The sequence below is a fragment of the Ferrovibrio sp. GW821-FHT12B10 genome (assembly GCF_058807515.1).
In genome coordinates, this window is the sequence record NZ_JBXAQT010000001.1 from 368,675 (window position 1) to 391,622 (window position 22,948).

At 64.1% G+C, this 22,948-nt stretch carries 24 protein-coding genes and 1 tRNA gene; 9 read left to right on the forward strand and 16 right to left on the reverse strand.

What is annotated here, in order from left to right; translation table 11 throughout:
• A complete protein-coding gene (gene panE, locus AC1RRT_RS01985) occupies positions 1-924 on the reverse strand; it encodes a 2-dehydropantoate 2-reductase (RefSeq protein WP_493011974.1) in 924 nt (307 codons plus the stop codon).
• A 261-nt stretch (positions 925-1,185) separates the two neighbouring features.
• Between panE and AC1RRT_RS01990 the strand changes: the two genes are divergently transcribed.
• Positions 1,186-1,443, forward strand: a complete 258-nt coding sequence (locus AC1RRT_RS01990) for a hypothetical protein (protein ID WP_493011975.1) — start codon at positions 1,186-1,188, stop codon at positions 1,441-1,443.
• A 15-nt stretch (positions 1,444-1,458) separates the two neighbouring features.
• Here the strand turns inward: AC1RRT_RS01990 and AC1RRT_RS01995 are convergent, their stop codons facing one another.
• A complete protein-coding gene (locus AC1RRT_RS01995; RefSeq protein WP_493011976.1) occupies positions 1,459-1,641 on the reverse strand; it encodes a hypothetical protein in 183 nt (60 codons plus the stop codon).
• 10 nt (positions 1,642-1,651) lie between these two features.
• Positions 1,652-1,867: a hypothetical protein gene (locus AC1RRT_RS02000; protein ID WP_493011977.1), complete on the reverse strand. Its 216-nt coding sequence runs from the start codon at positions 1,865-1,867 to the stop codon at positions 1,652-1,654.
• A 119-nt stretch (positions 1,868-1,986) separates the two neighbouring features.
• Here AC1RRT_RS02000 and AC1RRT_RS02005 point away from each other — a divergent pair, with 119 nt between their 5' ends.
• Entirely contained in the window at positions 1,987-2,793 is an 807-nt protein-coding gene (locus tag AC1RRT_RS02005; RefSeq protein ID WP_493011978.1) for a phosphodiesterase, read from the forward strand.
• A gap of 95 nt (positions 2,794-2,888) precedes the next feature.
• The gene (locus AC1RRT_RS02010) at positions 2,889-3,104 is read left to right on the forward strand and encodes a hypothetical protein (protein WP_493011979.1); all 216 of its coding nucleotides are present in this window, start codon (positions 2,889-2,891) and stop codon (positions 3,102-3,104) included.
• Positions 3,105-3,108: 4 nt separating this feature from the next.
• Here the strand turns inward: AC1RRT_RS02010 and AC1RRT_RS02015 are convergent, their stop codons facing one another.
• The 7 genes from AC1RRT_RS02015 to AC1RRT_RS02045 all read right to left on the reverse strand — a co-directional run bounded on the left by AC1RRT_RS02015 (position 3,109) and on the right by AC1RRT_RS02045 (position 10,268).
• Positions 3,109-3,507: an MmcQ/YjbR family DNA-binding protein gene (locus tag AC1RRT_RS02015; protein ID WP_493011980.1), complete on the reverse strand. Its 399-nt coding sequence runs from the start codon at positions 3,505-3,507 to the stop codon at positions 3,109-3,111.
• Positions 3,507-4,616 (reverse strand): PA0069 family radical SAM protein, encoded by a 1,110-nt coding sequence (locus tag AC1RRT_RS02020; RefSeq protein ID WP_493011981.1) that lies wholly within the window; start codon positions 4,614-4,616, stop codon positions 3,507-3,509. The genes AC1RRT_RS02015 and AC1RRT_RS02020 overlap by 1 nt, the downstream gene beginning before the upstream one ends.
• Before the next feature lie 79 nt (positions 4,617-4,695).
• On the reverse strand, positions 4,696-5,142 hold the full coding sequence (locus tag AC1RRT_RS02025; RefSeq protein WP_493011982.1) for a GNAT family N-acetyltransferase: 447 nt from the start codon (positions 5,140-5,142) through the stop codon (positions 4,696-4,698).
• A gap of 103 nt (positions 5,143-5,245) precedes the next feature.
• Entirely contained in the window at positions 5,246-5,821 is a 576-nt protein-coding gene (gene moaB, locus AC1RRT_RS02030) for a molybdenum cofactor biosynthesis protein B (RefSeq protein WP_493011983.1), read from the reverse strand.
• Positions 5,822-6,282: 461 nt separating this feature from the next.
• Positions 6,283-8,052: a lytic transglycosylase domain-containing protein gene (locus tag AC1RRT_RS02035; RefSeq protein WP_493011984.1), complete on the reverse strand. Its 1,770-nt coding sequence runs from the start codon at positions 8,050-8,052 to the stop codon at positions 6,283-6,285.
• 87 nt (positions 8,053-8,139) lie between these two features.
• A complete protein-coding gene (locus AC1RRT_RS02040) occupies positions 8,140-9,363 on the reverse strand; it encodes an MFS transporter (protein ID WP_493011985.1) in 1,224 nt (407 codons plus the stop codon).
• Positions 9,364-9,365: 2 nt separating this feature from the next.
• Positions 9,366-10,268: a uracil-DNA glycosylase gene (locus AC1RRT_RS02045; protein ID WP_493011986.1), complete on the reverse strand. Its 903-nt coding sequence runs from the start codon at positions 10,266-10,268 to the stop codon at positions 9,366-9,368.
• Positions 10,269-10,409: 141 nt separating this feature from the next.
• Between AC1RRT_RS02045 and AC1RRT_RS02050 the strand changes: the two genes are divergently transcribed.
• The 4 genes from AC1RRT_RS02050 (at position 10,410) to AC1RRT_RS02065 (ending at position 14,860) form a co-directional block, all read left to right on the forward strand.
• A complete protein-coding gene (locus AC1RRT_RS02050; protein WP_493015119.1) occupies positions 10,410-12,071 on the forward strand; it encodes an electron transfer flavoprotein-ubiquinone oxidoreductase in 1,662 nt (553 codons plus the stop codon).
• Positions 12,072-12,074: 3 nt separating this feature from the next.
• The gene (locus AC1RRT_RS02055) at positions 12,075-13,817 is read left to right on the forward strand and encodes a tetratricopeptide repeat protein (RefSeq protein WP_493011987.1); all 1,743 of its coding nucleotides are present in this window, start codon (positions 12,075-12,077) and stop codon (positions 13,815-13,817) included.
• 2 nt (positions 13,818-13,819) lie between these two features.
• Positions 13,820-14,707 (forward strand): 4-(cytidine 5'-diphospho)-2-C-methyl-D-erythritol kinase, encoded by an 888-nt coding sequence (locus AC1RRT_RS02060; protein ID WP_493011988.1) that lies wholly within the window; start codon positions 13,820-13,822, stop codon positions 14,705-14,707.
• Positions 14,708-14,785: 78 nt separating this feature from the next.
• A tRNA-Gln gene (locus AC1RRT_RS02065) sits at positions 14,786-14,860 on the forward strand.
• Between the two features lie 19 nt (positions 14,861-14,879).
• Here the strand turns inward: AC1RRT_RS02065 and AC1RRT_RS02070 are convergent.
• A complete protein-coding gene (locus AC1RRT_RS02070) occupies positions 14,880-15,755 on the reverse strand; it encodes a LysR family transcriptional regulator (RefSeq protein ID WP_493011989.1) in 876 nt (291 codons plus the stop codon).
• 110 nt (positions 15,756-15,865) lie between these two features.
• On the opposite strand from AC1RRT_RS02070, the gene AC1RRT_RS02075 reads away from it, so the two are divergent.
• A complete protein-coding gene (locus AC1RRT_RS02075) occupies positions 15,866-16,315 on the forward strand; it encodes a (2Fe-2S)-binding protein (protein WP_493011991.1) in 450 nt (149 codons plus the stop codon).
• 9 nt (positions 16,316-16,324) lie between these two features.
• Complete coding sequence (locus AC1RRT_RS02080; protein ID WP_493011992.1) at positions 16,325-18,514, forward strand: xanthine dehydrogenase family protein molybdopterin-binding subunit; 2,190 nt, start codon at positions 16,325-16,327, stop codon at positions 18,512-18,514.
• A gap of 9 nt (positions 18,515-18,523) precedes the next feature.
• On the opposite strand, the gene AC1RRT_RS02085 is transcribed toward AC1RRT_RS02080, so the two are convergent.
• The 5 genes from AC1RRT_RS02085 to AC1RRT_RS02105 all read right to left on the reverse strand — a co-directional run bounded on the left by AC1RRT_RS02085 (position 18,524) and on the right by AC1RRT_RS02105 (position 22,877).
• Positions 18,524-19,279: an SDR family NAD(P)-dependent oxidoreductase gene (locus AC1RRT_RS02085; RefSeq protein ID WP_493011993.1), complete on the reverse strand. Its 756-nt coding sequence runs from the start codon at positions 19,277-19,279 to the stop codon at positions 18,524-18,526.
• 66 nt (positions 19,280-19,345) lie between these two features.
• A complete protein-coding gene (locus AC1RRT_RS02090) occupies positions 19,346-20,143 on the reverse strand; it encodes an SDR family oxidoreductase (protein WP_493011994.1) in 798 nt (265 codons plus the stop codon).
• Complete coding sequence (locus AC1RRT_RS02095; protein ID WP_493011995.1) at positions 20,133-20,810, reverse strand: iron-containing redox enzyme family protein; 678 nt, start codon at positions 20,808-20,810, stop codon at positions 20,133-20,135. Before AC1RRT_RS02095 ends, AC1RRT_RS02090 begins: the two co-directional genes overlap by 11 nt.
• On the reverse strand, positions 20,797-22,284 hold the full coding sequence (locus AC1RRT_RS02100) for an AMP-binding protein (RefSeq protein ID WP_493011996.1): 1,488 nt from the start codon (positions 22,282-22,284) through the stop codon (positions 20,797-20,799). Before AC1RRT_RS02100 ends, AC1RRT_RS02095 begins: the two co-directional genes overlap by 14 nt.
• Entirely contained in the window at positions 22,281-22,877 is a 597-nt protein-coding gene (locus AC1RRT_RS02105; protein WP_493011997.1) for a thermostable hemolysin, read from the reverse strand. Before AC1RRT_RS02105 ends, AC1RRT_RS02100 begins: the two co-directional genes overlap by 4 nt.
• Positions 22,878-22,948 lie beyond the last annotated feature (71 nt).

Consider the following 22,948-nt stretch of genomic DNA (forward strand, 5'->3'; position numbering starts at 1 on the left):
TCAGGCTGCCTTCAGCCGGTTCTGGTAGGCGCAGAGGTTGATATAGGCAAGCGACAGCAGCGGCATCGCCATGCCGACCTGCTTGGCCCGCGCGATCAGGTCGCCGACGATCTGGTCGGCCTCCACCGCACTGCCCTTCAGCAGATCGCGATACATCGACGAGGTATGGGCCGAACCCTGTCTGGTCAGCGTCTCGCGCGTATTGGCCACAAAGGCATCGCTCGGCGCGACACCGACGGCCTTCACGGCCGCCACCACTTCGTCCACCAGCGCCGCTTCAAACTCCACGCCGCCAGGAGCCGCCGCGACCTCGCCCACCGCGCCGCGCATCAGGCAGCAGATGCCGCCCAGCGCCGCCAGCAACACCCATTTCTCCCACATCTCGCGCCGGATATGCGATGTCAGCTTGGCGTCGAAGCCGGCGCCCTTGAATGCCGCATCCAGTTTCTGGATGCGCGGCGTGGTGCTGCCGTCCATCTCGCCATAGGCGAGATCGTGGAACTTGCCCATCTGGATCACCCGGCCGTCGTCATCGAGCTGGGCCGGGATCCGGCACAGCCCACCGACCAGCGCCCTCTCGCCGAAGCGCGCCGTGATGGCATCGACATGCCGCATGCCGTTCAGCACCGGAATGATCATGGTCTCAGGACCCACCGCCGGCGCCATGTCGTTGAGCGCCGCCTCCAGCGAATAGGCCTTCACCGTCAACAGCACGGCATCATAATGGCCGTCGATGGCATCGGCGGTGACCAGCTTCGGCGTCAGATTGGCGTCGCCGGTGGGGCTGACGATCTGCAGGCCGGTCTTGCGCAGCTGTGCCGCGCGGCCGGGACGGACCAGGAAGGTGACGTCACGGCCCGCCTGCGCCAGCCGGCCACCGTAATAGCCGCCGGTCGAGCCGGCGCCCACCACCAGAATACGCATGGAATTCCCCTCTCAGGATGACACATCAATCTTCCCCGATATTGCGCGATCCGGCAGCGCGAATACAGGGCCGCAACCCGCTATGCTGGTATTCGCAGCCGCACCCCTGAAATTTTCGCCGTCCTCTGCGAGGATCCCAGTTGTGCGGATGAGTTCCGCACCTGCAGAGATTTTTTTTGTTAAGCAATTATCGCTGGCACCGCCCTGCCGGCCGGTTCAGCATTGTGCCTGCGGGGGAGTGAGACTCGACAGGAGAGCGCCATGGTTGCCACCACCCGACTGCAAACCGCCTATCAGTCCAGCATGCAGATTCTGGAACAGGTGATGCAGGCGCAAAACGACCTGCAGGCCGTATTCGGCAATGGTGTTGTGGATACCAAGGGCATCATCCGCGATGTTGCGAACTGCAATGAGGCGCTGAGCGATGCGATCACGCATCTGCTCGATGCGCAGCGCCGGCTGAACGACACGGCCTGGCCGGAAGACGACGATTACAATGTGGTGGATGCCGCCGACTGACCGGCAGGCACAGCTTCAGTCCGGGTCCGGGTTGACGATGGTCTGACCAGGCTGCTTCGGCAGCTTGTCGCGGCCCTTGGGATCGGGTGGCAGCTTGTCGCCAACCTCTTTGCCGTCCACATGCTTTTCCTTGGCATGCTTCAGCGTGCGTTCGGTTTCCCTGACACGCTCGTGCTTGGGGGAATCCCGGCTGGCCATGGGCGTCTCCTCAGGACTTGCTGCGCGTGGTGATGCCGACCACGCGCATGAACAATGAAGATGCCGGCATGGGCAGCGCGGAATCGCTCTGCGGTGCGCCGGTCCGGCTCAGCGTGCCGGCCGAGGCCGCGCCGAAACCGTCGTCGAACATGCGGTCGATCTGGCGGTCCAGGGCGCGAAAAGGGTTGAGCGTCATGCTGAACGGGCTGAATTCGCGGTCGGCCATGGAGGATTCTCCTGCAAAGCGGTCTTTTGACCGGGGCAGCAGGAAAACAGGGTTGGCGCGGCGGAGTTCCGCAGGGTACTGAAGAATAACGCGCCTCCCTCCGGCTTCCCCACCTTCCCATGCTCATCGCCCAGCTTTCCGATCCCCATATCCGTCCACACGGCCGGCTCTATCAGGATACGGTCGACTCGAATGCCATGTTCGCCGCCGCCGTGGCGCAGCTGAATGCCTGGCAGCCGCGCCCAGACCTGGTGCTGCTGAGCGGCGACATCGTCGACCATGGCACGCCCGAGGAATACGCCATGGCGCGCACGCTGCTGGCGGCGCTGCAGGTTCCCTGGCTGGCGATCCCCGGCAATCATGACGAGCGCGCCGCCTTCCGCGCAGCCTTTGCCGACCAGACATATCTGCCTGCTGATCCGGCTGGCGGCCCGCTGCATTACGTGGTGAACGACCGTGGGCCGGTGCGCATCATCGCGCTGGACGTCACGCTGCCGGGCCTGCATCACGGGCGCATCGATGAAGCAGCGATCGCCTGGCTGGAGGCCGCGCTGTCGGCCGAGCCGGACCGCCCGACCATCCTGATGCTGCATCAGCCGCCATTCGCCACCGGCATTCCCTACATGGATCCCTACTGGTGCGAGGGCGGCGCGCTGCTGGAGGCGTTGCTGCGCCGCTATCCGGCGGTGGAGCGCGTCACCTGCGGGCATGTGCATCGCTTCATGCAGCTGCGCTTCGGCGGCACGGCGCTGTGCACTGCTCCCAGCACCACCACCGCCATCGCGCTGCAACTCGATCCGGCCGCGAAGCCGCAGTCCTATGTCGAGCCGCCGGCTTTCCTGCTGCATCACTGGAAGGCCGATACCGGCCTGATCACGCATCTCTGCCCGATTGGCAATTTCCCCGGACCCTACCCTTTTGCTTAAGACTGGCCCTTCGCCTGAGAAAAGCACCGGCGGATTGACGTGCATCAAGCCGGCCCGGCGAGAGGCCGGGCAGACTGGGGACAGGAGGCCATCCGATGACCAGTCCCTATGAACTCGTCAACCGCCATGTGGAAGCGGCGCTCGCCGAGGCCGCGACACAGACGATCGCGCCGCAGACCGTGGCGAGCAACCTGCTGACCGAAGCGGTCCGGATCATGAAATCGGGGCGCAGCCTTGACGACATCCGCTCGGAGCTGCAGTTCGCCATCGAGAATCTGGAAGACCGCGACTACACGTTCATGCGGCCGTGACGGTTCAACCCAGCCGGGCCGCCAGCTTCTTCGGCGCGATCAGCACGTAGCTGCGGCGCACCAGCTCGGCCACTTCCGCCCAGTCGGCCTTCCTGTCGAGCCACATACCGATCCAGCCCTTGTGGCCCAGATAGGGCGGCACGAAGAAGCGCTGCGGATCGGCGCTGACCAGCAGCTCCTGGCTGCCCTCCTGCCCCTTGCACCACACGGCCGGCCGCTCGTCGATGGCGCTTTCCAGCGCGAAGATCTTGTTGCGGATGCGGTAGGTGGGAATCTCCCAGGTCTCGCGCTCCTCGGCCTCGGGCAGCGCCATGCAGATGCTGCGCAGGCGGTCGGTCGGCTTTTTCGGCGCCATCTTGCGCACATCGGTCTTCTTCGGCACCTGGTTGGTCTTCTTGGCCATCAGAACAGACTCCCCTGCCTGGTATCCAGCACCGGCGGCTGGAACAGGTCCTTGCGGATCGACAGCCGGCGCTCGTTGAAGCCGATGCGCTTGATCGCCAGCCGGAAGCGCTGGGCGATCAGATCGGCATAGGCGCCCTGCCCGCGCATGCGGTCGCCGAAGTCGGCGACGTAATCCTGACCGCCGCGCGCATCCTGGATCAGCTTCATCACCTTCGACGCACGATCAGGATAATGCGCCTGCAGCCATTCGCGCCACAGCTCACGCAGCTCATAGGGCAGCCGCAGGAACACCCAGCCCGCCTCGCGCGCGCCGGCCTCCCAGGCGGCCTGCAGCAGGTCTTCCATTTCCATGTCATTGATCGCCGGGATCATCGGCGCGGTCATCACGCCGCAGGGAATGCCGGCCTCGTTGAGCATGCGGATGGCGTCCAGCCGCTTGCCCGGCGTGGAGGCGCGCGGCTCCATATTCCGGGCAAGGTGGCGGTCCAGCGTGGTGACCGAGAGATAGACCTTCACCAGGTTGAGCTTCGCCATCTGCGCCAGCAGGTCGATGTCGCGGGTGACCAGATGGTTCTTGGTCACAATGCCGAGCGGATGCCGGGTCTCCAGCAGCACCTCGATGATGCTGCGGGTGATCTTCAGGTCGCGCTCGACCGGCTGGTAGGGATCGGTGTTGGTCCCCATCGACAGGGTGGCGACCTTGTAGGTCTTGTGTGCCAGCTCCTTGCGCAGCAGCACGGCGGCGTTGCGCTTGACCATGATCTCGGTCTCGAAATCCAGCCCGGGCGAAAAGCCGAGATAGGCATGAGATGGCCGCGCGAAGCAGTAGATGCAGCCATGCTCGCAGCCGCGATAGGGATTGATCGAGCGGTCGAAGGGAATGTCGGGCGACTTGTTCCACGAGATGATGCTGCGCGTCGCATCCTCGTGCAGATGCGTGCGGATCGGGTCGGCCTCTTCCAGATTGTCCCAGCCGTCGTCCTGCTTCTGCCGCGTCTCGGTGTCGTAGCGGCTGCGCACCGTCGACAGCGCACCCCGGCCCCGCCGCGCATCGGGGTGCGCGTGGTCCTCAGCGGTGGAAACAGCCCTCTGGACGACCTTCTTCATGGCCGCGAGGATATCGCGGCGAAAAGAACATTTCAAGAACTTGAGAAAGCCGGGAAAACCGGCCAGAAAATGACTCGTGTCAGAGTTCGATATTGTAGCGCACGAAGGGCGCGCGCTTGGCCACGCGCTCATAGAGCCGCCGGGCGGTGCCGTTGAACTCCTCCGTCTGCCAGTAGAGCACCCCGGCGCCCTTGGCCTTCGAAATCTCGGTGACGGCGGCGATCAGCCGGCGGCCGATGCGTTTACCGCGCGACTCAGGGACCACGAACAGGTCCTGCAGATAGACGTTGCCGCCGATGTTCCAGGTCGAGGGATGCAGCAGATACTGCACCAGCCCCAGCGCCACTTCGCCTTCCCAGGCGATCAGCCCCTCGATGGCATTGGCAGGATCGAGCAGGCGCTGCCAGGTGGCGTCGGTGACGGCCGGCGGCACGCTCTTCTCGTAGAAGGCCAGATAGCCGAGCCAGAGCGGCTCCCACTGCTTGCGCTCGGTGGCGGCGATAGGCCGGATGACGATGTCGGACATGGACGGATTCCTGAAAGGGCGATCTGATCGGATTACCCTAGCAGCGGTCCCGGTAAAAGCGCCAGTTTAGCCGAAATACATGGGGCCAGTTTACAGGCGGGTCTTATCGGCCCGCGCCGCGGCGCTCATGCTCGCGCAGGCGCGGGAACAGTTCGACGAAGTTGCAGGGCTTGTGGCGATAGTCGAGCTGGTCTTTCAGGATCATGTCCCAGGCATCGCGGCAGGCGCCGGGCGAGCCCGGCAGCGCGAAGAGATACGTGCCGCGCGTGACACCAGCGGTGGCGCGCGACTGAATCGTCGACGTGCCGATCTTCTGATAGCTGAGCATGCGGAACAGCTCACCGAAACCGGGGATGCTCTTCTCGTAGATACCCTCGAAGGCCTCGGGCGTGACATCACGCCCCGTCACGCCGGTGCCACCGGTGGCGAGGATGACATCGACGGTGTCGTCATCGATCCAGTCGGTGAGCTGGCCTTGGATTTCGGCCACGTCATCCTTGACGATGGCGCGCGCGGCAAGCTGGTGCCCGGCCTCGGTCAGGCGCTCGGCCAGCGTGTTGCCGGATTTATCGTCGTCGAAGCTGCGGGTATCGGAAACGGTGAGCACGGCGATGCGCACCGGCACGAACAGGCGCTTGCCATCGGCATCGACAAAGGACTGCGGCTGCAATTCGGTCATGGCGGCTCCTTCGTAACTGAGACGATCATAACCTAGGATCTGCAATAGATGAAACCTAGGTCCCGGTTATCGGATTTGCAGCCAAACAATCGAGCCCGGTGGGCACTCTTCAAGTTTTCTTATGCTCGACACATGGCTGGCGGTGGTGGCGGAAACCATCGCTATATTCGGACGGTCTCTCGGCTGACAATGAAAGGCCAATTCCCGCAGAGGCAACTTTCCGAATTCTTCATTCGGGAACCATTCATATTGGAAATAGCCAGCATTCCCTGTCGAATATACGCGCGCATTGCCGATCACAATGCCTTCACGCGACGTCACGGGGCCAAACACCGATATTGGCTGCTGGGCATCAGTCCCAACCGTCCCTCGGGGAATTCTAGTTGACGTCACCAGAGAGTCACCGGAACACGCCGCAAGAACGGGAAGCATTGCCCCAAGAAGGGCCAACCGGAGATTTATCACTTTCTTTCGGCGCGCTGGTCGCCACGATCCAGGCCGCGATAGACCGGCCAGCCGCCGGTCATGGTGGCGCTTAAGGATGTATTGGGCTGGCCGATACGGGTGCGATAGACCCAGTAGTTGGTCAGCACGCGCTGCACGAAGTTGCGTGTCTCGCTGAGCGGGATGGTCTCGATGAACAGATACGGGTCGTTCTGGTCGGGCGAGGCGCGCAGCCACTTCTGCAGGTTGCCCGGACCGGCATTGTAGGCAGCGGTCAGGTACAGCAGGTTGCCACGGATCATCGGCATTTCCAGCAGGTGCTGCAGATACTTCTGGCCCAGCTCGATATTGTATTCCGGCGCGAACAGCTTATGACGGCCGGTCTTGTGATGCAGGCTCTTGTCGTTGGCGACGGCGCCGGCGGTCTTGGGCATCAGCTGCATCAGGCCGGTGGCGCCGGCCGTGCTCATGGCGCGCGCATTGAAAGCGCTTTCCTGCCGCATAAAGGCGAAGACCAGCGCGCGGTCGACATTGAAGCCGCCTTCGGGTTCCCAGGGCGGCAACGGATAGAGCGCAGAGTCGTAGCCCTCACCCTTCACCGTGTACCAGGCGATCGAAATCTTCATCGACGAGGCCGGCGCCGCCTGCATGCGGCTGACCAGACCCAGCAGCGCACCGGCAAGCTGGTCGGGCGACTGGGCGAACAGCCGCAGCACTTCGCGGTCGGCGCGTACGGCCTCGCCCACTTCGCTCAAGGCCAGCGCGCGGCGCACGGCGGGAATATCGGCCAGACGTTTGGCCTCCGCCGGATCGAGCGGCGGCGGCGTCCAGCGCAACGGCTGGTCGGTGCCAAGCTGGGCCAGCGCGAGCTGGCCATAGAAGGTGCGCTCGTGCTGCGCGCCGATTTCGAGCAGGCGGATAGCTTCCGAAGGCTGGCGCAGGCGCAACTGCACGCGCGCCCCCCACCAGGCGCCGGCCGAGCGTTCCCAACTGGTCGCGACCTTGGAAAACGCCAGATTCTCGAAGTGATGCGCGGCATTGTCGTATTTGCCCAGTCGCCACGCAGCAAGGCCCGCGACCCAGTCGGGTTCGGACAGGCGTGCGCGCGAGCGCTGCGCGGCGGCACCGGCCAGATTGAGCGCGCGCTCGTCCTGGCCTTCCAGTACCGACATCCAGGCCAGACGGCGGCGCCAGTCGTCAAACTCGACGGCGCTCAGCTTGCTGCGCACATCGGGCTTGTTGAGAAAGGCCTCGGCCTCGCCCAGCCGCTCGCGCTTGAGCAGCGCGTTGAACTGGCCTTCGGCCTGCACAATGGCATTGCGATGTTCAGGATCGCGATCTTTCGATTGCGGAATGCGGCGTGTGGTGGCGACCTGGCCCGGCTGCTCGCCATTGTATTCGCCCATGTCGGTGCCCAGCGGCACGACCGGTGCCTTGTCCTTGCGGCCCTTCTTCTTCAGCGCCGCCCGATAGATTTCCTCGGCGCCGGAATGGTCGCGATACTTCGCCATCCAGTCACTGAGTTCGGCATAGGAGGCGTTATAGGCGGTGGGATGGGTGTAGCGCTGCTGCAGCACATGGCCGATCAGCACGCGATCCTTGAGGCGGCTGATCTCGCGATCGGCCTTGGCCCATTCGCCATCGGTCTGGAAATCGAAGATGCGCTGGTAGCGGTCAACGTCCTCGGCGGCCAGTACGGCCGGCAGTTCGGACGTCGTCTGGGCCATGGCTGGGCTGACGGCAGCCAGCAGCAGCCCGCAGATAAGGCCGATCCCCCCAAGACGCATGATTGCCCCCAACCCGAAAACGGTCTCCCGGATACCGCATGCGGCGGGAGGGGACAAGTAAAGTTACGTCAACCGAGGGTAGCGGCCTTATTTTTCAATATGTTGCGGGAGGCGCAGGACGATGCCGGCGGCGACCACGCAGCCCAGCGCGCAGATCAGGATCGGCCAGGTGTAGCTGCCAGTGGAATCGAAGACCCAGCCGGCGAGCGTCGGCCCGAGCAGCGTGCCCAGCGCCACAGACGTGTAGAGCACGCCCAGCACCGAGGACATGGCGCGCAGGCCGAAGAGATCGGCGGTCACCGCCGGCACCAGCGCGACGAACCCGCCGTAGAACAGCCCGAAGACCAGCGCGAAGACGGCAAGCGCCAAGAAGCCCTGCGCCACGATCCAGTAGAGCAGCGCCACGCCGGTGCAGAGCATGATCAGGCTGAGGCAGCGGCCGCGCCCGATGCGGTCGGCCAGGCCACCGAGCACGAAACGGCCGAGCGTGCTGCCGACGCCGATCAGGCCGACCAGCCAGACGCCCTCGCTGCGGCTCAAGCCCTGGTCCATGGCGAAGGGCGCGAGATGGACGAAGGGCACGAAGGTGCCGATGCAGTTGAGGCCGCCGGCGGCATAGAGCAGCCAGAAGCTGGGATGGCGCAGCGTGGCGCCGAGATCGAGGCCGGATGGGACGCCGGGGGTGTTCTGCGGCGCAGCCGCTGCGCCATCCGGCTGCAGGCCCATCACGGCCGGCGAGGCGCGCAGCAGCAGCGTGGCCAGCGCACCCAGCGCCAATACAGCGATCCCGAAAACAACATACGCCTCGCGCCAGCCCAGCTGCTCGATGATGATGGCGGCAGCAGGTGGCGCGGCCATGGTGCCGATGCCGATGCCGGCGACCGCCCAGCCCGAGGCCTGGCCGCGCTTGGCGATGAACCAGCGCTGCACGGTGCCGATTGCCGGCACATAGGCGAAGCCGACACCAATGCCGATGCCGATGCCATAGAAGATGACGATGCTGGCGAGACTGTCGGCGAAGCTGGCAGCAATGAGTCCCAGCCCGATGCAGGCCATGCCGAAACCGACCACCGGGCGCGGCCCGATACGATCTGCCAGACGGCCGCTGACCGCGCCGAGCGCGAAATAGATGAAGCCGGCGGCGGAAAACACCAGCGAGACGGTGCCGCGCGTGGCGCCGAATTCACGGCTCAGGGGTTCGAAGAAAGCGGGAAAGGTATAGGCCGCGCCGAAACAGGTGAACATCGCCAGGAAGGCGGCGGCGACCACCACCCATCCATAGAAGACGGGGGCGTAGAAGATGCGCGTCATCCCTACGCGATCTCTTCCAGTCTGGCGCTCAGCTCCAGCATGTCGCGCCAGGCTTCGCGCTTCACGCCGGGCTGGCGCAGCAGATAGGCCGGATGCAGCAGCGGCATCGCCGGGATCACCAGATCGCCGCGCTTGTACTCATGCCAGCGACCGCGCACGCGGGTGATGCCCTGCGTGGTGCCGAGCAGCGTCGCGGCCGAGAACTTGCCCGCGCAGGCAATCAGCTTGGGCTGCACCAGCTCGATCAGGCGCTCGATGAACGGCCGGCAGGCCAGCAGTTCCTCGGTCGAGGGATCGCGGTTGCCCGGCGGACGCCAGAACAGCAGGTTCGAGATATAGACGTTGCTCTCGTCGCGGCCGATGGCCTTGAGCATCTTGTCGAGCAGTTGGCCGCTCTCGCCGACGAACGGCAACCCTTGCGCATCCTCGTCGCGTCCCGGCGCTTCGCCGATGATCATCAGCGGCGCCTTCGGGTTGCCGCGCGCGATTACCGTGTTGGTGGCGGTGGCCTTCAGCGCGCAGCCGTCGAAGGCTTTGATCGCCGCTTCGAGTTCAGGGATCGTGTTGCAGGCCTGCGCCGCCTTGGTGGCGGCGGTTTCCACCGCCTGTCCCGACAGCAGCGCCGGGCTGGGCATCTGGGCCGGGCGCGAGGCCTGGAAGGCGGCGGCACCGAAGGCCGGGCCGGACGTTGGATTCCCAGTCTGGGGATTCCCGGTCTGGGCCGCAGCACCAGCCTGTGCCGTTACGGCAGGTTTCGGCGCGGTCTGCGCCTGAGGCTGAGGCTGGGGCAGCGTGGTGCGGTCGATTGCCACATCGCCGATCGCCTCGTCCACACCGGCTTCGGCATAGAACAGGGCAATATCAAGGAGACTGGGTGGAAAATCAGAGGTTTCCGTGGCGTTCATCGGGTCCGGCCAGTGGTCGCGCCGTTGGCTTGCCCCCTATAGTCTGGTAAGCAGGCAGGGAGCGTCAAGCTGACCAGCAGTGATGCCCCCAAAATAAAAAAGACATCAATTCAGAGGTGCCCCGTGTCTGAACGCGAATCGATGGAATATGACGTGGTGATCGTCGGCGCCGGCCCGTCCGGCCTGGCCGCCGCAATCCGTCTGAAACAGCTGGCTGCCGAGCAGAATCACGAGATTTCCGTCTGCGTGCTGGAAAAAGGCTCCGAGGTCGGCGCCCATATCCTGTCCGGCGCCGTGATCGATCCGATCGCGCTGAACGAGCTGATCCCTGACTGGAAGGCCAAGGGCGCGCCGCTGAATACGCCGGTGACGACCGACCGCTTCTGGATTCTGACCGAGTCCAATCACATCCCGATCCCGAATATCGCGATGCCGCCGCTGATGAACAATCACGGCAACTACATCGTCTCGCTCGGCAATGTCTGCCGCTGGCTGGCGAGCCAGGCCGAAGAGCTGGGTGTTGAAATCTTCCCGGGTTTCGCCGCTGCCGAAGTGCTGTATGGCGACAAGGGCGAAGTCGTCGGCGTCGCCACCGGCGACATGGGCATCGGCCGCAACGGCGAGCACAAGTCGGGCTATACGCCCGGCGTCGAGCTGCGCGGCAAATACACCCTGATCGGCGAAGGCGTGCGCGGCTCGCTGGCCAAGGAGCTGCAGAAGAAGTTCAACCTGCGTGATGGCGTCGATCCGCAGAAGTTCGGCATCGGCATCAAGGAACTGTGGCAGGTCGATCCGGCCAAGCACCAGCCCGGCCTCGTCGTCCATACGCAGGGCTGGCCGCTGGACAACAGCACCGGCGGCGGCAGCTTCCTGTACCATCTGGAAGACAACCAGGTGGCCGTGGGCTTCGTCATCCACCTGAGCTACGAGAATCCCTATCTCTCACCCTTCGATGAATTCCAGCGCTTCAAGACGCATCCGTCGGTGCGCGATGTCTTCGAGGGCGGCAAGCGCATCTCCTATGGCGCCCGCGCCATCAACGAGGGTGGCCTGCAGTCGATCCCGAAGCTGACCTTCCCGGGCGGCGCGCTGATCGGCTGCTCGGCCGGTTTCGTCAACCTGCCGCGCATCAAGGGCAGCCACAACGCGATGAAGTCCGGCATGCTGGCCGCCGAAGCCGCTTTTGATGCGCTGAAGGGCGGCGCCCAGGAAGGTCGACAAGTGGGCGGCGATGAGCTGACCGCCTATCCCGAGGCTTTCAACGCCTCCTGGTCCTTCAAGGACCTGTGGAAGGTGCGCAACGTCAAGCCGGCAATGAAGTACGGCATGTGGATCGGAACGCTGCTCGGCGGCATCCATATGTGGCTGAACGATCTGGGCCTGGGCTTCCTGGTGCCGTGGACCACGCGCCACACCAAGGCCGATCACGAGACCTTGAAGCTGGCCAAGGACTGCCAGCCTATCGTCTACCCCAAGCCCGATGGCAAGATCAGCTTCGACAAGCTGTCTTCGGTGTTCCTGTCGAACACCAACCATGAGGAAGACCAGCCGATCCATCTGAAGCTGAAGGACCCGTCGATCCCGATTGCGGAGAACCTGCCGAAATTCGACGAGCCGGCGCAGCGCTACTGCCCCGCCGGTGTCTATGAAGTGCTGCGGGACGACGCGGGCAAAAACCCGCGCTTCCAGATCAATGCGCAGAATTGCGTCCACTGCAAAACCTGCGACATCAAGGATCCCGCGCAGAACATCAACTGGACCGTCCCTGAGGGGGGCGGCGGTCCGAATTATCCCAACATGTGAGCCATGACAGACACAGCCTCCCGTAACCGACGTACCTCACCCCGACTGGCGGCCACGCTTTTGCTGGCTGTCATCCTGCCGTTGGCTGCCTGCAGCACGCAAGGCGGTCCATCCGGCACCTCGTCGCGCGGCGGCTATCGCCTCGACTCTCCCTATGGCAACTTCCTCGCCGCGCGGCATGCGCGCGAGATGAATGACAACACCGCCGCCGCCAACTATTACCTCCGCGCGCTGCGTGACGATCCGGGCAGCAGCCTGCTGGCGCAGGGCGCGTTCGTCGCCCTGATCGCCGATGGCCGCGTGGCCGAAGCCGTGACGCTGGTACCGCCGCTGCGCCAGCTCAACCCCGGCGAATACCTGCCGCGCATGACCCAAGCCTCGGCCATGATGCTGGCGCGCGACTATAACGGCGTGCTGAAGCTGGTGGCCGACGGCCCGACCGGCGGCATTCACGCCGCCTTCAATCCGCTGCTCGCCGCCTTTGCTCATGCCGGCAACGGCGAAAGCGACCAGGCCATCGCCAACCTGCAACGCCTGGAACGTCACCCGCTGCTGAGCGGCGTGCATGCCTATCTCAAGCCGCTGCTGCTGGAAATCCTCAATCAGCCCGAACCGGCCGAGGCCGCCTATCGTGAGGCCGTCGAAGGCCGCGACCGCGCCGGCACCCGCCTGGTCGACGGCTACAGCCGCTTCCTGGAGCGCCAGGGCCGTGGCGCGGAAGCGCGCCGGCTGCTGAACGAGCACCTCGTGCAGAACCCGGACAACCCGGTCCTGCTGCATGCGCTGAAGCGTCTCGATGCCGGTCGCGGCCAAGCCGCGCAGCCACTGGTCGGTAACGCGGTGGAAGGCATGGCGGAAGCCATGTTCGCCTCGGCCTCGGCGCTGGGCCGCTCGGATGGCGGCGAACTGGCCGAGCTGCACCTGCAGCTCGCGCTGTTCATGCGCCCCGATCTCGACGATGCCCGCATGCTGCTGGGCGACATCTATGAGGGCCGCAACCGCTACGATCAGGCGTTGACCATGTACAGCAAGGTCGCGACCGGTTCGGCCTACAGCGAGAGCGCCCAGTTGCGTGCCGCCTGGTGCATCAACGAACTGGGCCGCACGGATGAAGCCGTGCGCATCCTGCGCCGCATGGCCAGCGCCGATCCGGCCAGCTCGCGCGCCCTGCTCACGCTTGCCGACATGTATCGCAACATGGAGAAGTGGCCCGAGGCGGCGAAGGAATACACCAGCGCACTGGAGCGGATTCCGCGCCTGGAGCAGCGCCACTGGAGCATCGTGTTCGGCCGCGGCATCGCCTATGAGCGATCCAAGCAGTGGGACAAGGCCGAGGTTGACATGCTGAAGGCGCTGGAGCTGCAGCCCGATCAGCCGCTGGTGCTGAACTATCTCGGCTACTCCTGGGTCGACATGCACCGCCATGTCGAGCGTGCCACCAAGATGATCGAGCGCGCGGCCCAACTGCGCCCCAATGACGGCGCCATCATCGACAGCCTCGGCTGGGCGCTGTATCGCCAGGGCCGCTATGCCGAAGCCGTGGTGCAGCTGGAGCGCGCCGTCGAACTGAAAGGCGGCGATCCGGTGATCACCGACCATCTGGGCGATGCCTACTGGCGCGTCGGCCGCCAGGAAGAGGCGAAATTCCAGTGGCGTCGTGCGCTCGGCCTCAACCCCGAGCAGGACCTGGGTCTGACCGTGCAGCGCAAGATCGATCACGGCCTCGACCCGGTCGCCGCGAAGTAATCATGACTGGAACAGCGTTGAGCCGGCTGGCGCCGGCCAAGATCAACCTGTTCCTGCATGTCACCGGCAAGCGTGCGGACAGTTACCACACGCTCGAAAGCCTTGTCGTCTTCGCGCAGGATGCCGCGGCCTGCGACCGCATCGCGGTCGTGCCGGCCGAAGAACTGACCCTGTCCATCGACGGGCAACAGGCGAAGAGCCTGCAGGCCGACCCCGCTGCCGACAATCTGGTGCTGCGCGCCGCCGAGCTGCTGCGGCCGATGAACCTGCTGACCGGCCCCATGAAAGGCGCGGCGCTCACCCTGACCAAGACCCTGCCGGTTGCCTCGGGGATTGGCGGCGGCTCGGCCGACGCGGCCGCCACGCTGCATTGCCTGCGCGCGCTGTGGCGGATCGCGCTTGATGACGAAGCATTGGGCAATGCCGCCATTCGCCTGGGTGCCGATGTGCCGGCCTGTCTGCAGGGCCGCGCCACGCTCATGCAGGGGATCGGCGAGCAACTCGCGCCGGCGCCGCCCTTGCCGCCCTTCTGGCTGGTGCTGGTCAATCCCGGCGTCGCGCTGGCGACCAAGGATGTCTTCGCGGCGCTGGCGGGGCAGTTCAGCGCGCCGGAGCCGCTGGAGCGCCGGCCCGACAGCGCCGCCGATCTGGCGATCCTGCTGCGCGCGCGCCGCAACGACCTGGAAGCGCCTGCGCGTTTCATGGCGCCCGAGATCGACCCGGTGCTGGCCGCGCTGAAAGCCCAGGCCGGCTGCCTGCTGACAAGACTTTCGGGTTCAGGGGCGACCTGTTTCGGCCTGTTCGCCGAGAAGCGGGATGCCGATTTCGCTGCCCGCAATATCGGCCGCGCCTATCCGAAATGGTGGGTGGCGGCGACGGCCGCAGGTTAAGGCTGGGGCGGGTTGAAACCGGCCCCAGCCCCCAGTATTGTCCGGCCCGCCTGACCGGCCGTTTTGATCAGGCTCTGCTGGGGCGTAGCCAAGCGGTAAGGCAGCGGTTTTTGGTACCGCCATTCGGAGGTTCGATCCCTCCCGCCCCAGCCATTTCCAGACTAGAACCGGATCATGACGAAGACCGCTTCGACGGCCCCCAGTCATTTTTGAAGATCGCCACGAGATGGTCGATCACGGCGCGGATCGCCGGCGCCTTTCCGACATCGCGATGGAAAACCAGCCAGAGCTCGCGCGACGGCGCCGGCGTCGGAGTTTTGATTTCCTTGAATGCCTTGTCCTGGCCAACCATGCCGCGCGGCAACGCCGCAACGCCGAGGCCGGCGCGAACGGCGCCGACGACCGCCGCCATGTCATTGACCCGAAGCGCCAGCTCGCGACCATTGGTCAGCGTCTTGAGCCATTTCTGCTGGGGCGCGTGATCGCGGCTTGAATCAAAGCCGAGATAATCCCATTCCTCCGTTGATCGCGTGGCCAGATAACTCCGCGCGCCATACAGGCCGTAATTGATCTCTCCCAGTTTGCGCATCACCAGACCGCTCTCGCGCGGCTTGGTCAGACGCAGGGCAACATCGGTTTCGCGCCGGCTAAGCGACAGTTCGTTCGCCTCCCCGATCAGCTCCAGCTGCACATTGGGATACCGGCGCTGCAGCGCCATGAAACGCGGGGTGACGAAATGCGCGATGATGGCATGCGGTCCACTCACCCGCACCAGACCTTCCGGTGATGCCGCATTGCCGCGGGCGAATCGCTCGATTTCCTCGATCGCCACTTCGGCCCGGGTCGCCATGGCGCAGACCGCCTGCCCGACAGCCGTGATGCTGTAGGAGCGTGCCCGCCGGTCGACCAACCGCAACTGAAGGGCTTTTTCCAACGCCGCGATACGGCGCGCCACGGTGGAATGGTCCGTCCCCAACGCCTTGGAGGCGGCGGAAAGACTCCCTGCCCGGGCAAGGGCCAGAAAATAATGGAGATTATCCCAGTCCATGGCGCTTGCGCATTTTTCCACAAGTGGTCTGCAAATATATGCATTTTCACGCAACAGGGGGCAGCATAAACAGGCGGGACAGACACCTCAACGTCAAAACGTGAAGATACATGCCCAGCCTTACGATCAATGGAAAGACCGTCGAGATCGACGCGGACACCAACACACCGCTGTTATGGGCAATCCGGGAACATGCCGGCCTGACGGGCACCAAATATGGCTGCGGCATCGCGGAATGCGGGGCCTGCACGGTTCATATCGACGGGGTGGCCGCGCGATCCTGCGGCGTACTGGTCGAGGACGCGGTCGGCAAGGCGATCACAACCATCGAGGGGTTGGCGGCCAACGGCACGCCGCACAAGGTGCAGCAGGCCTGGATCGCTCATGACGTGCCGCAATGCGGCTATTGCCAGAGCGGCATGATCATGGCCGTGGCGGCGCTGCTCAGCGAGAATCCGAAACCGACCGACAAGGATATCGACGAGGCCATCACGAACATCTGCCGCTGCGGCACCTTCCAGCAAGTTCGCGCGGCCATTCATGCCGCCGCGAGCACCTGAGGGACTGCCATGAACGCTCCCATTGCACTCAACCGTCGCGCCTTCGTTATTGGTACGGCCGCCATCAGCGGCGGACTGACGCTCGGGCTGAGCATTCCCTTTGGCTCATCCGAGGCACAGGCAGATGACGCGCCGGAAGTGAACGCTTGGGTCGTCATCCAGCCGGACAATAGGGTGATCATCCGCGTTGCCCGGTCCGAAATGGGCCAGGGCCTGCTGACGGGCCTCGCCCAGCTCGTGGCGGAAGAGCTCGACTGCGACTGGTCGAAGGTCGCGACCGAATATCCCACACCGGGCCAGAACCTCGCCCGCAAGCGGGTCTGGGGCAGTTTCTACACCGGTGGCAGCGTCGGGATTCGCGCATCGCAGGATTACATGCGCAAGGGTGGTGCCGCAGCCCGCATCATGCTGCTGCAGGCTGCCGCCAACGCGTGGAACGTGCCCGTCACGGAATGCACCACGGCCAACAGCGTCATCACCCATGCGGCCTCGGGCCGCACGATCACCTACGGCAAGGTGGCAGCCGCCGCCGCAAAGCTCGAGCCGCCGACCACCTTTGCCCTAAAAGATCCGAAAGACTGGAAGATCGCCGGCAAGCCCGTACTGCGCATCGACACGGTCGACAAGACCAACGGCAAGATGGTCTACGGCATCGACGTCAAGCTGCCCGGCATGCTGAATGCCGCAATCAAGGATTGTCCGGTCTTCGGCGGCACGCTGAAAGTTTTCGACGATAGCAAGATACGCCGCATGAAGGGTGTGAAGGCTGTTCTCAAGGTCAGTAACAGCGCCGTTGCGGTTGTGGCTGACACCTGGTGGCACGCCAAGACCGCCCTGGATGCCCTGCCCATTGTATGGGACGAGGGCGAACATGCCCAGGCTTCCAGCGCCGCCACCGCAGCATGGGTGGCAGAGGGACTTGACCCCGCACAGCCAGCCTTTGCCGGCAACCAAACTGGCGACGCGAAATCCGTCATTGCAACGGCCGCGAAAAAAGTGGAGGCGGTCTATTCATACCCGCATCAGGTTCATGCCCCCATGGAACCGCTGAATGCGACGGCGCTTTATACGCCGGAGAAATGCGAGGTCTGGACCGGTACCCAGAATGCCGACATCGCCCTGGCGACCGTGGCGCGGGCTTCCGGCCTGCCCATCGAGAAATGCGACGTGCACAAGGTCATGATGGGCGGTGGATTTGGTCGCCGTGGTGTGAGCGACTACGTTCAGCAGGCCGTGGTCATCGCCAGGCAGATGCCGGGCATTCCCGTCAAGCTGCTGTGGTCGCGCGAAGAGGACATGACCCATGGCAGGTACCACCCGCTGACGCAGTGCAAGCTCACCGGCGCATTCGACGCTAATGCCAATCTGACCGGCCTGCATATGCGGATTTCCGGGCAATCGATTTTCGCCAGTGCCAACCCCGAAGCCCTGCAGAACGGCATGGATCCCTTCGCGTTTCAGGGACTGGCCAACAATATCCCGGGCAATATCGGACCGGCCAATCTTGGCTATACGATCCCCCACCTGCTTATCGACCATGCGATCCGCAATCCCCATGTCCCACCAGGAGTGTGGCGCGGCGTGAATGCCAACCAGAATGCGATCTACCTGGAATGCTTCATGGACGAGCTGGCGCATGCCGTTCGTCAGGACCCGCTGGTTTTCCGGCGCAAGCTGATGGCCAATCACCCCAAGCATCTTGCCGTGCTGAATGCCGTTGCCGAAAAGGTCGGCTGGGACAGGCCCGCACCCCGAGGGGTTTTCCGCGGCATCGCCCAGCAGATGTCGTTTGGCAGCTACGTCGCCGCCGTCGCCGAAATTTCCGTGGTCAACAGCAACAAGATCAAGGTCCACCGCATTGTCGCCGCCACCGATCCAGGCCATGCCGTCAATCCGGCGCAGATCGAGCGACAGGTCGCAGGCTCGTTCGTCTTCGGCCTGTCGGCGCTGTTCTACGGCGAATGCACGGTGAAGGATGGCCGTATCGAGCAAGAGAATTTCGACACATATAATTCTATGCGCATCAGTGACATGCCGAAAGTCGAGACGATCATCATGCCCAGTGGCGGTTTCTGGGGCGGTGTCGGAGAACCCACGATTACGGTGGCTGCACCGGCGGTGCTGAATGCCTTCTTTGCGGCGACCGGGAAACGCATCCGCTCGGTACCGCTGAAGACGCACAATATCGCTTTTGCCTGATACTAGCCGTCACTCGGCATAGATCATCTTCACGCTCATGCCGCCGTCGATGATCATGTTCTGCCCGGTCATGAACCCGGCGCCTGCGATATAGAGGCAGGCCTGCGCGATATCCTCAGGCGTGCCGACGCGGCCGACCGGATGCTGTTCGCGGTCTTCCTCTGAATGCTGCGGCGTCTTGGCGCGTTTGGAATACTGCCAGTCGCGCGTCTCGATCCAGCCCGGACTGATGCTGTTCACCCGGATGCGATGCTCGGCCAGGCTGATCGCCATGCCATGGGTGAGCGCGAAGACGCCGCCCTTGGAGGCGGTATAGCCTTCTGTATCAGGCTCCGACATGAAGGCCCGGGTGGAGGCCATGTTGATGATGCACCCGCCCTCGCCCCGCTTCACCATCTCGCGCGCCACCAATTGCGAACAGATGAAGGTGCCGCGCAGGTTGGTGGCGATCACCACGTCGAAGTCGGCCAGCCGCAGCTCAAGGAACGGCTTGCGGATCATGAAGCCGGCATTGTTGACCAGCACGGCGGGGCAGCCGAGCTCGCGCACCGTCTGCATCACCCAGGCTTCGACCGCCTGCGGATCGGATACGTCAGTAACGGCGAAGCTGGCCTTCGCGCCACGTGTTTTCAGGATATCGAGAAGCTCGGCGCCGGCGTCATGGGCCGGATCAGCAATCGAGACCGCATAGCCGGCCGCGGCGAAGCCCAGCGCGACGCCGCGCCCAATGCCCTGCGCCCCGCCGGTAATCGCAACAACCTTCATGTCATCCTCCGCCTCTGCCGCAACGAAACGCCTCAATGGCAGTTTCGTTGCGGCAGGCGGATGACGTCAATGGGTCGCTGCCGGCCTGAGCCGCAACCTGACCTGGCGGAACTTCCTGATCAGCCCCCAATCAACCATTCTTGGCAACAGCCGCTGTAGCAGGACGAAAATCTGTTCGGGGCCACGGGCGTAGATCGTATTGGCTTCCCGTTCGACCGCTGTGACGATCCGTGCCGCCACATCCATCGGGTCGTCCATAGCCATTCCGAAAGGGCCTATCAAGTCGTGAAAGCCATCAGCCGCAGCGGTACGGGTCGCACGCGGCGCCGCATATGTCACACCAATCCGGTCATCCGCCAGCTCACGGCGCAGAGCATCGGACAGTCCGCGCAATGCAAATTTCGTGGCACAGTAGGCCGCAAAACAAGGATGACCGATATCTCCGAAGACAGAGCCGATGTTGACGATGCGCGGACGATCGGATTTTCGCAGGACCGGCAAGAGATCGCGGATCAAGGCCATGGGCGCGGTAACATTTGTCGCGACCATGGCCTCCAGATCGCTATCGGCCAAATCGTCGAAGATGCCGCTCACCACTGTGCCGGCATTGTTGATCAAGATATCCAGGCCAGATATCTGGCAGGCTTGTACAATGGCAGAGCGCCCTGCCGATGTGGTGATGTCGGCAACAACCGTCTGGGCAGAACTGCCCCGCGGGAGTAGGGCGACGGTTTCGTCAAGGGTTTTGGCGTGACGCCCCACCAGAACAAGACGGACGCCACGGCTGGCCAGCGCAAGGGCCAGAGCCTGTCCGATGCCGCCGCCGCCGCCGGTGATGACGGCCCTGCGCCCCTCAAGCAGCATGTTCGACCGCCCTGTGCTGGTCCGCTATTGCGCGAAACATGTCGCCATACAGACGATAAACGACGCGGGCAGTATCAATGATCGCGTCCTGGTCGGATGGGCTGTCGAGGCCATTTACGAGATCGCGGAAGAAGGCGACATGCTCCTGATCCAGCGATCCATGCGACCCGAGATAGCTGAATCCGCGGTTATCACTGATGCCGAGCGATGATTTTAACGTGTCAGCCGCAAGCGTAGCCAGCGCCGCCGACATTCCCTCCAGCACATGGACCATTCCCAGCATGGCATAGGGACTCACATGCTGGATGGCATAATAGACATAGGCCACCATCAACCGGCAGGGAAGATCGCCCTGACCGGCCCTCACTGCCTCCGCATTACCACCAAGGGCGCGAATATCATCCAGAATCCATTCCTCGTGCCCCTGCTCCTCACGGATATATTCGAGAAGGGCACGGATGTAGCGACTGTCATCGTCCTTGCAATGCGCCACGGCGGCGCTGAGCAAACGGCAGGTATGGCGCACATGGTGATAGGCCTGGCCGAGAAAATCCAGATACATGCCCGTCGGCACGCCCTGCCGGAGGGCCTGCTGGATCACCGGCGTGCCGATAAAGGCCTCGCGTTCCGATTTGGTTTCCAGAAAAAGTCTGTCAAAGAACTGCATGCTGCATCTCCAGGGGCTGCTCCAGCGGAGCGGAAAAGAAGTCGTCGTAGCGGGCAGCGATCTCGCGGCGGCGCGGCCTGCCATTCGGCGTGAGCAATCCGGCCTGCGCCAGCAGGTCGGGGGCAACAATGGCCAGACGGCGCGGTATGGCGTAATCCGGCGCCGCCTTGGTCAATGCCTGTATCAGGTCATGCAGTCGCTTGTTGTCGGCTGCGCCGAGCCACGCAACACCCAGCGGAGCGGGCTCTATCAAAGCAGATAACACACCGTCAGGCGCCGCGAGGACGATGCAGCGGCCAATACGCGGATCCGCCAACAGCATCGTCTCCACCCATTCCGGCGCAACATTGCGGCCGTTGCCTGTGACGAGCAGATTGTCCTTGCGGCCGGAAACATGCAGATAGCCATCCGCATCGAAATGGCCAAGGTCGCCGGTGCGCCACAGCAAACCATCGGGCCCATCTTCGCGTCCCAAATATCCGTCGGCCACCGACCGGCTTCCGACAACGATCTCTCCGTCATCGGCAATTCTCACATCATATCCCGACAGTACGCGCCCTACGGTGCCGGCCCGGCGATCGCCCGGACGGTTCACCGCAACGACCGAACAGCATTCGGTGAGGCCATAGCCCTCATGGACCGGAATCCCGAGATCCCACGCCCGGGCCGCGACAGCATCGGGGACTGCCGCGCCACCAACCGCGACAAAGCGCAGGCCGTCGGGAATGCCGACCCGGCCGACGGATGCCGCAAGCACCCAGGCCTGCACCAGCTGCGGAACCAGGACCGTGGTCGTAGGCTGTTCCCGCATGACCGTTTCGCCCAGCCTGACGGCAATATCCGCGCCCTGCGCCGCGACGATATCGGGAGCAATCACACAGCAGCCACCCGCCATGATGGGCAAGTAAATGCCGCAGATGGCCTCAAGCAGAAGAGAATACGGAAGGACCGAGAGATGACAGTCGGATGGACCTGCCTGACTGGCCGACAGCAGGGCCATGCAGCTGTGATTGATCTGCTGACTTGCGAGCAAGACACCCTTGGGGGCCGCCGTCGATCCCGACGTGTAGACGATGCGCCGCCCCGCCATAGACGCGCCAACCCAGCTTGCCTCCATCATCGGTATCGGGGCATGCGGTACCGCCTGCATACGGTGCCGCTGGGACTCTTCCGCCAGCACAAGCCGCACACCTGCATCGGTGATGATGTGAAAAAGCTGCGCATCGGAAAAGAAATGCGGCAAAGGCACCAGCGTCTTACCTGTCGCCCAGGCGGCAAGATCGGCCACGATCCAGTCGATGCTGCTCGCCGACAGAAGCCCGATGGTATCCGGCATTGCCTTCATGACGGCTGCCGCACCCGCCACCCGGCGAGCAAGGCCTGCAAAGGAAACCGACCCACTCGAATCAGTAAAAGCGGGGCGCCCGTCGCATCGTGCCGCCATCTCGCCCAGCGCCACCAGAACCTCGCTCACTGCGCCGCCTCCATGGCGGACAGGACCGCGTCGCCGGGAAGCCTCGATACCTCCAGACGAGTTTCGGCCGGCAGCCCTTCCACCGCGCAGACCCGCGGATCATTGTCATAGTAGCGGCCCCAGTTGCCGGGATTGAGGACACGCTCCGGCCTGGCCGGCCCAAGATCCGCCATATCGATCGCCATACGTCCGGCAAGCCGGCGCAGCCGGTCTGTCGCCGTGAACACGCCCCAGCGATAGCCTGAGCCCAGGCCAAGACTCGCGAAACCGCGGAGCAGCATAAGCAAGGCACCGGGCCTACTGGCGGCAACCGAACCAAGCTCGAGAATGGAATCGCGGCCTACCGGCTTGCCGACAGCCGCGGCAATCCTTCTTTCGATGGGACAGTCGAGATACTGTTCACTGAAGAAGCCGGTTGTCGCATCACGCAGACCAGCAGCGCATCGTGGCTGACCGGCATCATCCAGCACGACGATCATGCGGCCAGGAAATTCCGTAATTTGAGCGTCGTATTCGTTCCGGAACACACTGCGCACCATGCCTTCGACGGCCGGCCGCAGCGGACTCTCGGGAGTAATCATTTCAAAGCGCATGCAAAACCCCAGAAGGTTCAGATGCGCCCTGTTTATGGATTCGTGCTTACAGCCGCCTTACGAAACATCCG

Bases quoted from the DNA above. Each gene is read 5' to 3' on its own strand.
- AC1RRT_RS02035 (WP_493011984.1), bottom strand. From the start codon at position 8,052: ATGCGTCTTGGGGGGATCGGCCTTATCTGCGGGCTGCTGCTGGCTGCC.
- panE (WP_493011974.1), bottom strand. From the start codon at position 924: ATGCGTATTCTGGTGGTGGGCGCCGGCTCGACCGGCGGCTATTACGGT.
- AC1RRT_RS02025 (WP_493011982.1), bottom strand. From the start codon at position 5,142: ATGTCCGACATCGTCATCCGGCCTATCGCCGCCACCGAGCGCAAGCAG.
- AC1RRT_RS02080 (WP_493011992.1), top strand. From the start codon at position 16,325: ATGAACGCTCCCATTGCACTCAACCGTCGCGCCTTCGTTATTGGTACG.
- AC1RRT_RS02050 (WP_493015119.1), top strand. From the start codon at position 10,410: ATGGAATATGACGTGGTGATCGTCGGCGCCGGCCCGTCCGGCCTGGCC.
- AC1RRT_RS02060 (WP_493011988.1), top strand. From the start codon at position 13,820: ATGACTGGAACAGCGTTGAGCCGGCTGGCGCCGGCCAAGATCAACCTG.
- AC1RRT_RS02000 (WP_493011977.1), bottom strand. From the start codon at position 1,867: ATGGCCGACCGCGAATTCAGCCCGTTCAGCATGACGCTCAACCCTTTT.
- AC1RRT_RS02105 (WP_493011997.1), bottom strand. From the start codon at position 22,877: ATGCGCTTTGAAATGATTACTCCCGAGAGTCCGCTGCGGCCGGCCGTC.
- AC1RRT_RS02085 (WP_493011993.1), bottom strand. From the start codon at position 19,279: ATGAAGGTTGTTGCGATTACCGGCGGGGCGCAGGGCATTGGGCGCGGC.
- AC1RRT_RS02055 (WP_493011987.1), top strand. From the start codon at position 12,075: ATGACAGACACAGCCTCCCGTAACCGACGTACCTCACCCCGACTGGCG.
- AC1RRT_RS02040 (WP_493011985.1), bottom strand. From the start codon at position 9,363: ATGACGCGCATCTTCTACGCCCCCGTCTTCTATGGATGGGTGGTGGTC.
- AC1RRT_RS02095 (WP_493011995.1), bottom strand. From the start codon at position 20,810: ATGCAGTTCTTTGACAGACTTTTTCTGGAAACCAAATCGGAACGCGAG.
- AC1RRT_RS02020 (WP_493011981.1), bottom strand. From the start codon at position 4,616: ATGAAGAAGGTCGTCCAGAGGGCTGTTTCCACCGCTGAGGACCACGCG.
- AC1RRT_RS02070 (WP_493011989.1), bottom strand. From the start codon at position 15,755: ATGGACTGGGATAATCTCCATTATTTTCTGGCCCTTGCCCGGGCAGGG.
- AC1RRT_RS02005 (WP_493011978.1), top strand. From the start codon at position 1,987: ATGCTCATCGCCCAGCTTTCCGATCCCCATATCCGTCCACACGGCCGG.
- AC1RRT_RS01995 (WP_493011976.1), bottom strand. From the start codon at position 1,641: ATGGCCAGCCGGGATTCCCCCAAGCACGAGCGTGTCAGGGAAACCGAA.
- AC1RRT_RS02010 (WP_493011979.1), top strand. From the start codon at position 2,889: ATGACCAGTCCCTATGAACTCGTCAACCGCCATGTGGAAGCGGCGCTC.
- AC1RRT_RS02090 (WP_493011994.1), bottom strand. From the start codon at position 20,143: ATGCTGCTTGAGGGGCGCAGGGCCGTCATCACCGGCGGCGGCGGCGGC.
- AC1RRT_RS02075 (WP_493011991.1), top strand. From the start codon at position 15,866: ATGCCCAGCCTTACGATCAATGGAAAGACCGTCGAGATCGACGCGGAC.
- AC1RRT_RS01990 (WP_493011975.1), top strand. From the start codon at position 1,186: ATGGTTGCCACCACCCGACTGCAAACCGCCTATCAGTCCAGCATGCAG.
- AC1RRT_RS02015 (WP_493011980.1), bottom strand. From the start codon at position 3,507: ATGGCCAAGAAGACCAACCAGGTGCCGAAGAAGACCGATGTGCGCAAG.
- AC1RRT_RS02045 (WP_493011986.1), bottom strand. From the start codon at position 10,268: ATGAACGCCACGGAAACCTCTGATTTTCCACCCAGTCTCCTTGATATT.
- moaB (WP_493011983.1), bottom strand. From the start codon at position 5,821: ATGACCGAATTGCAGCCGCAGTCCTTTGTCGATGCCGATGGCAAGCGC.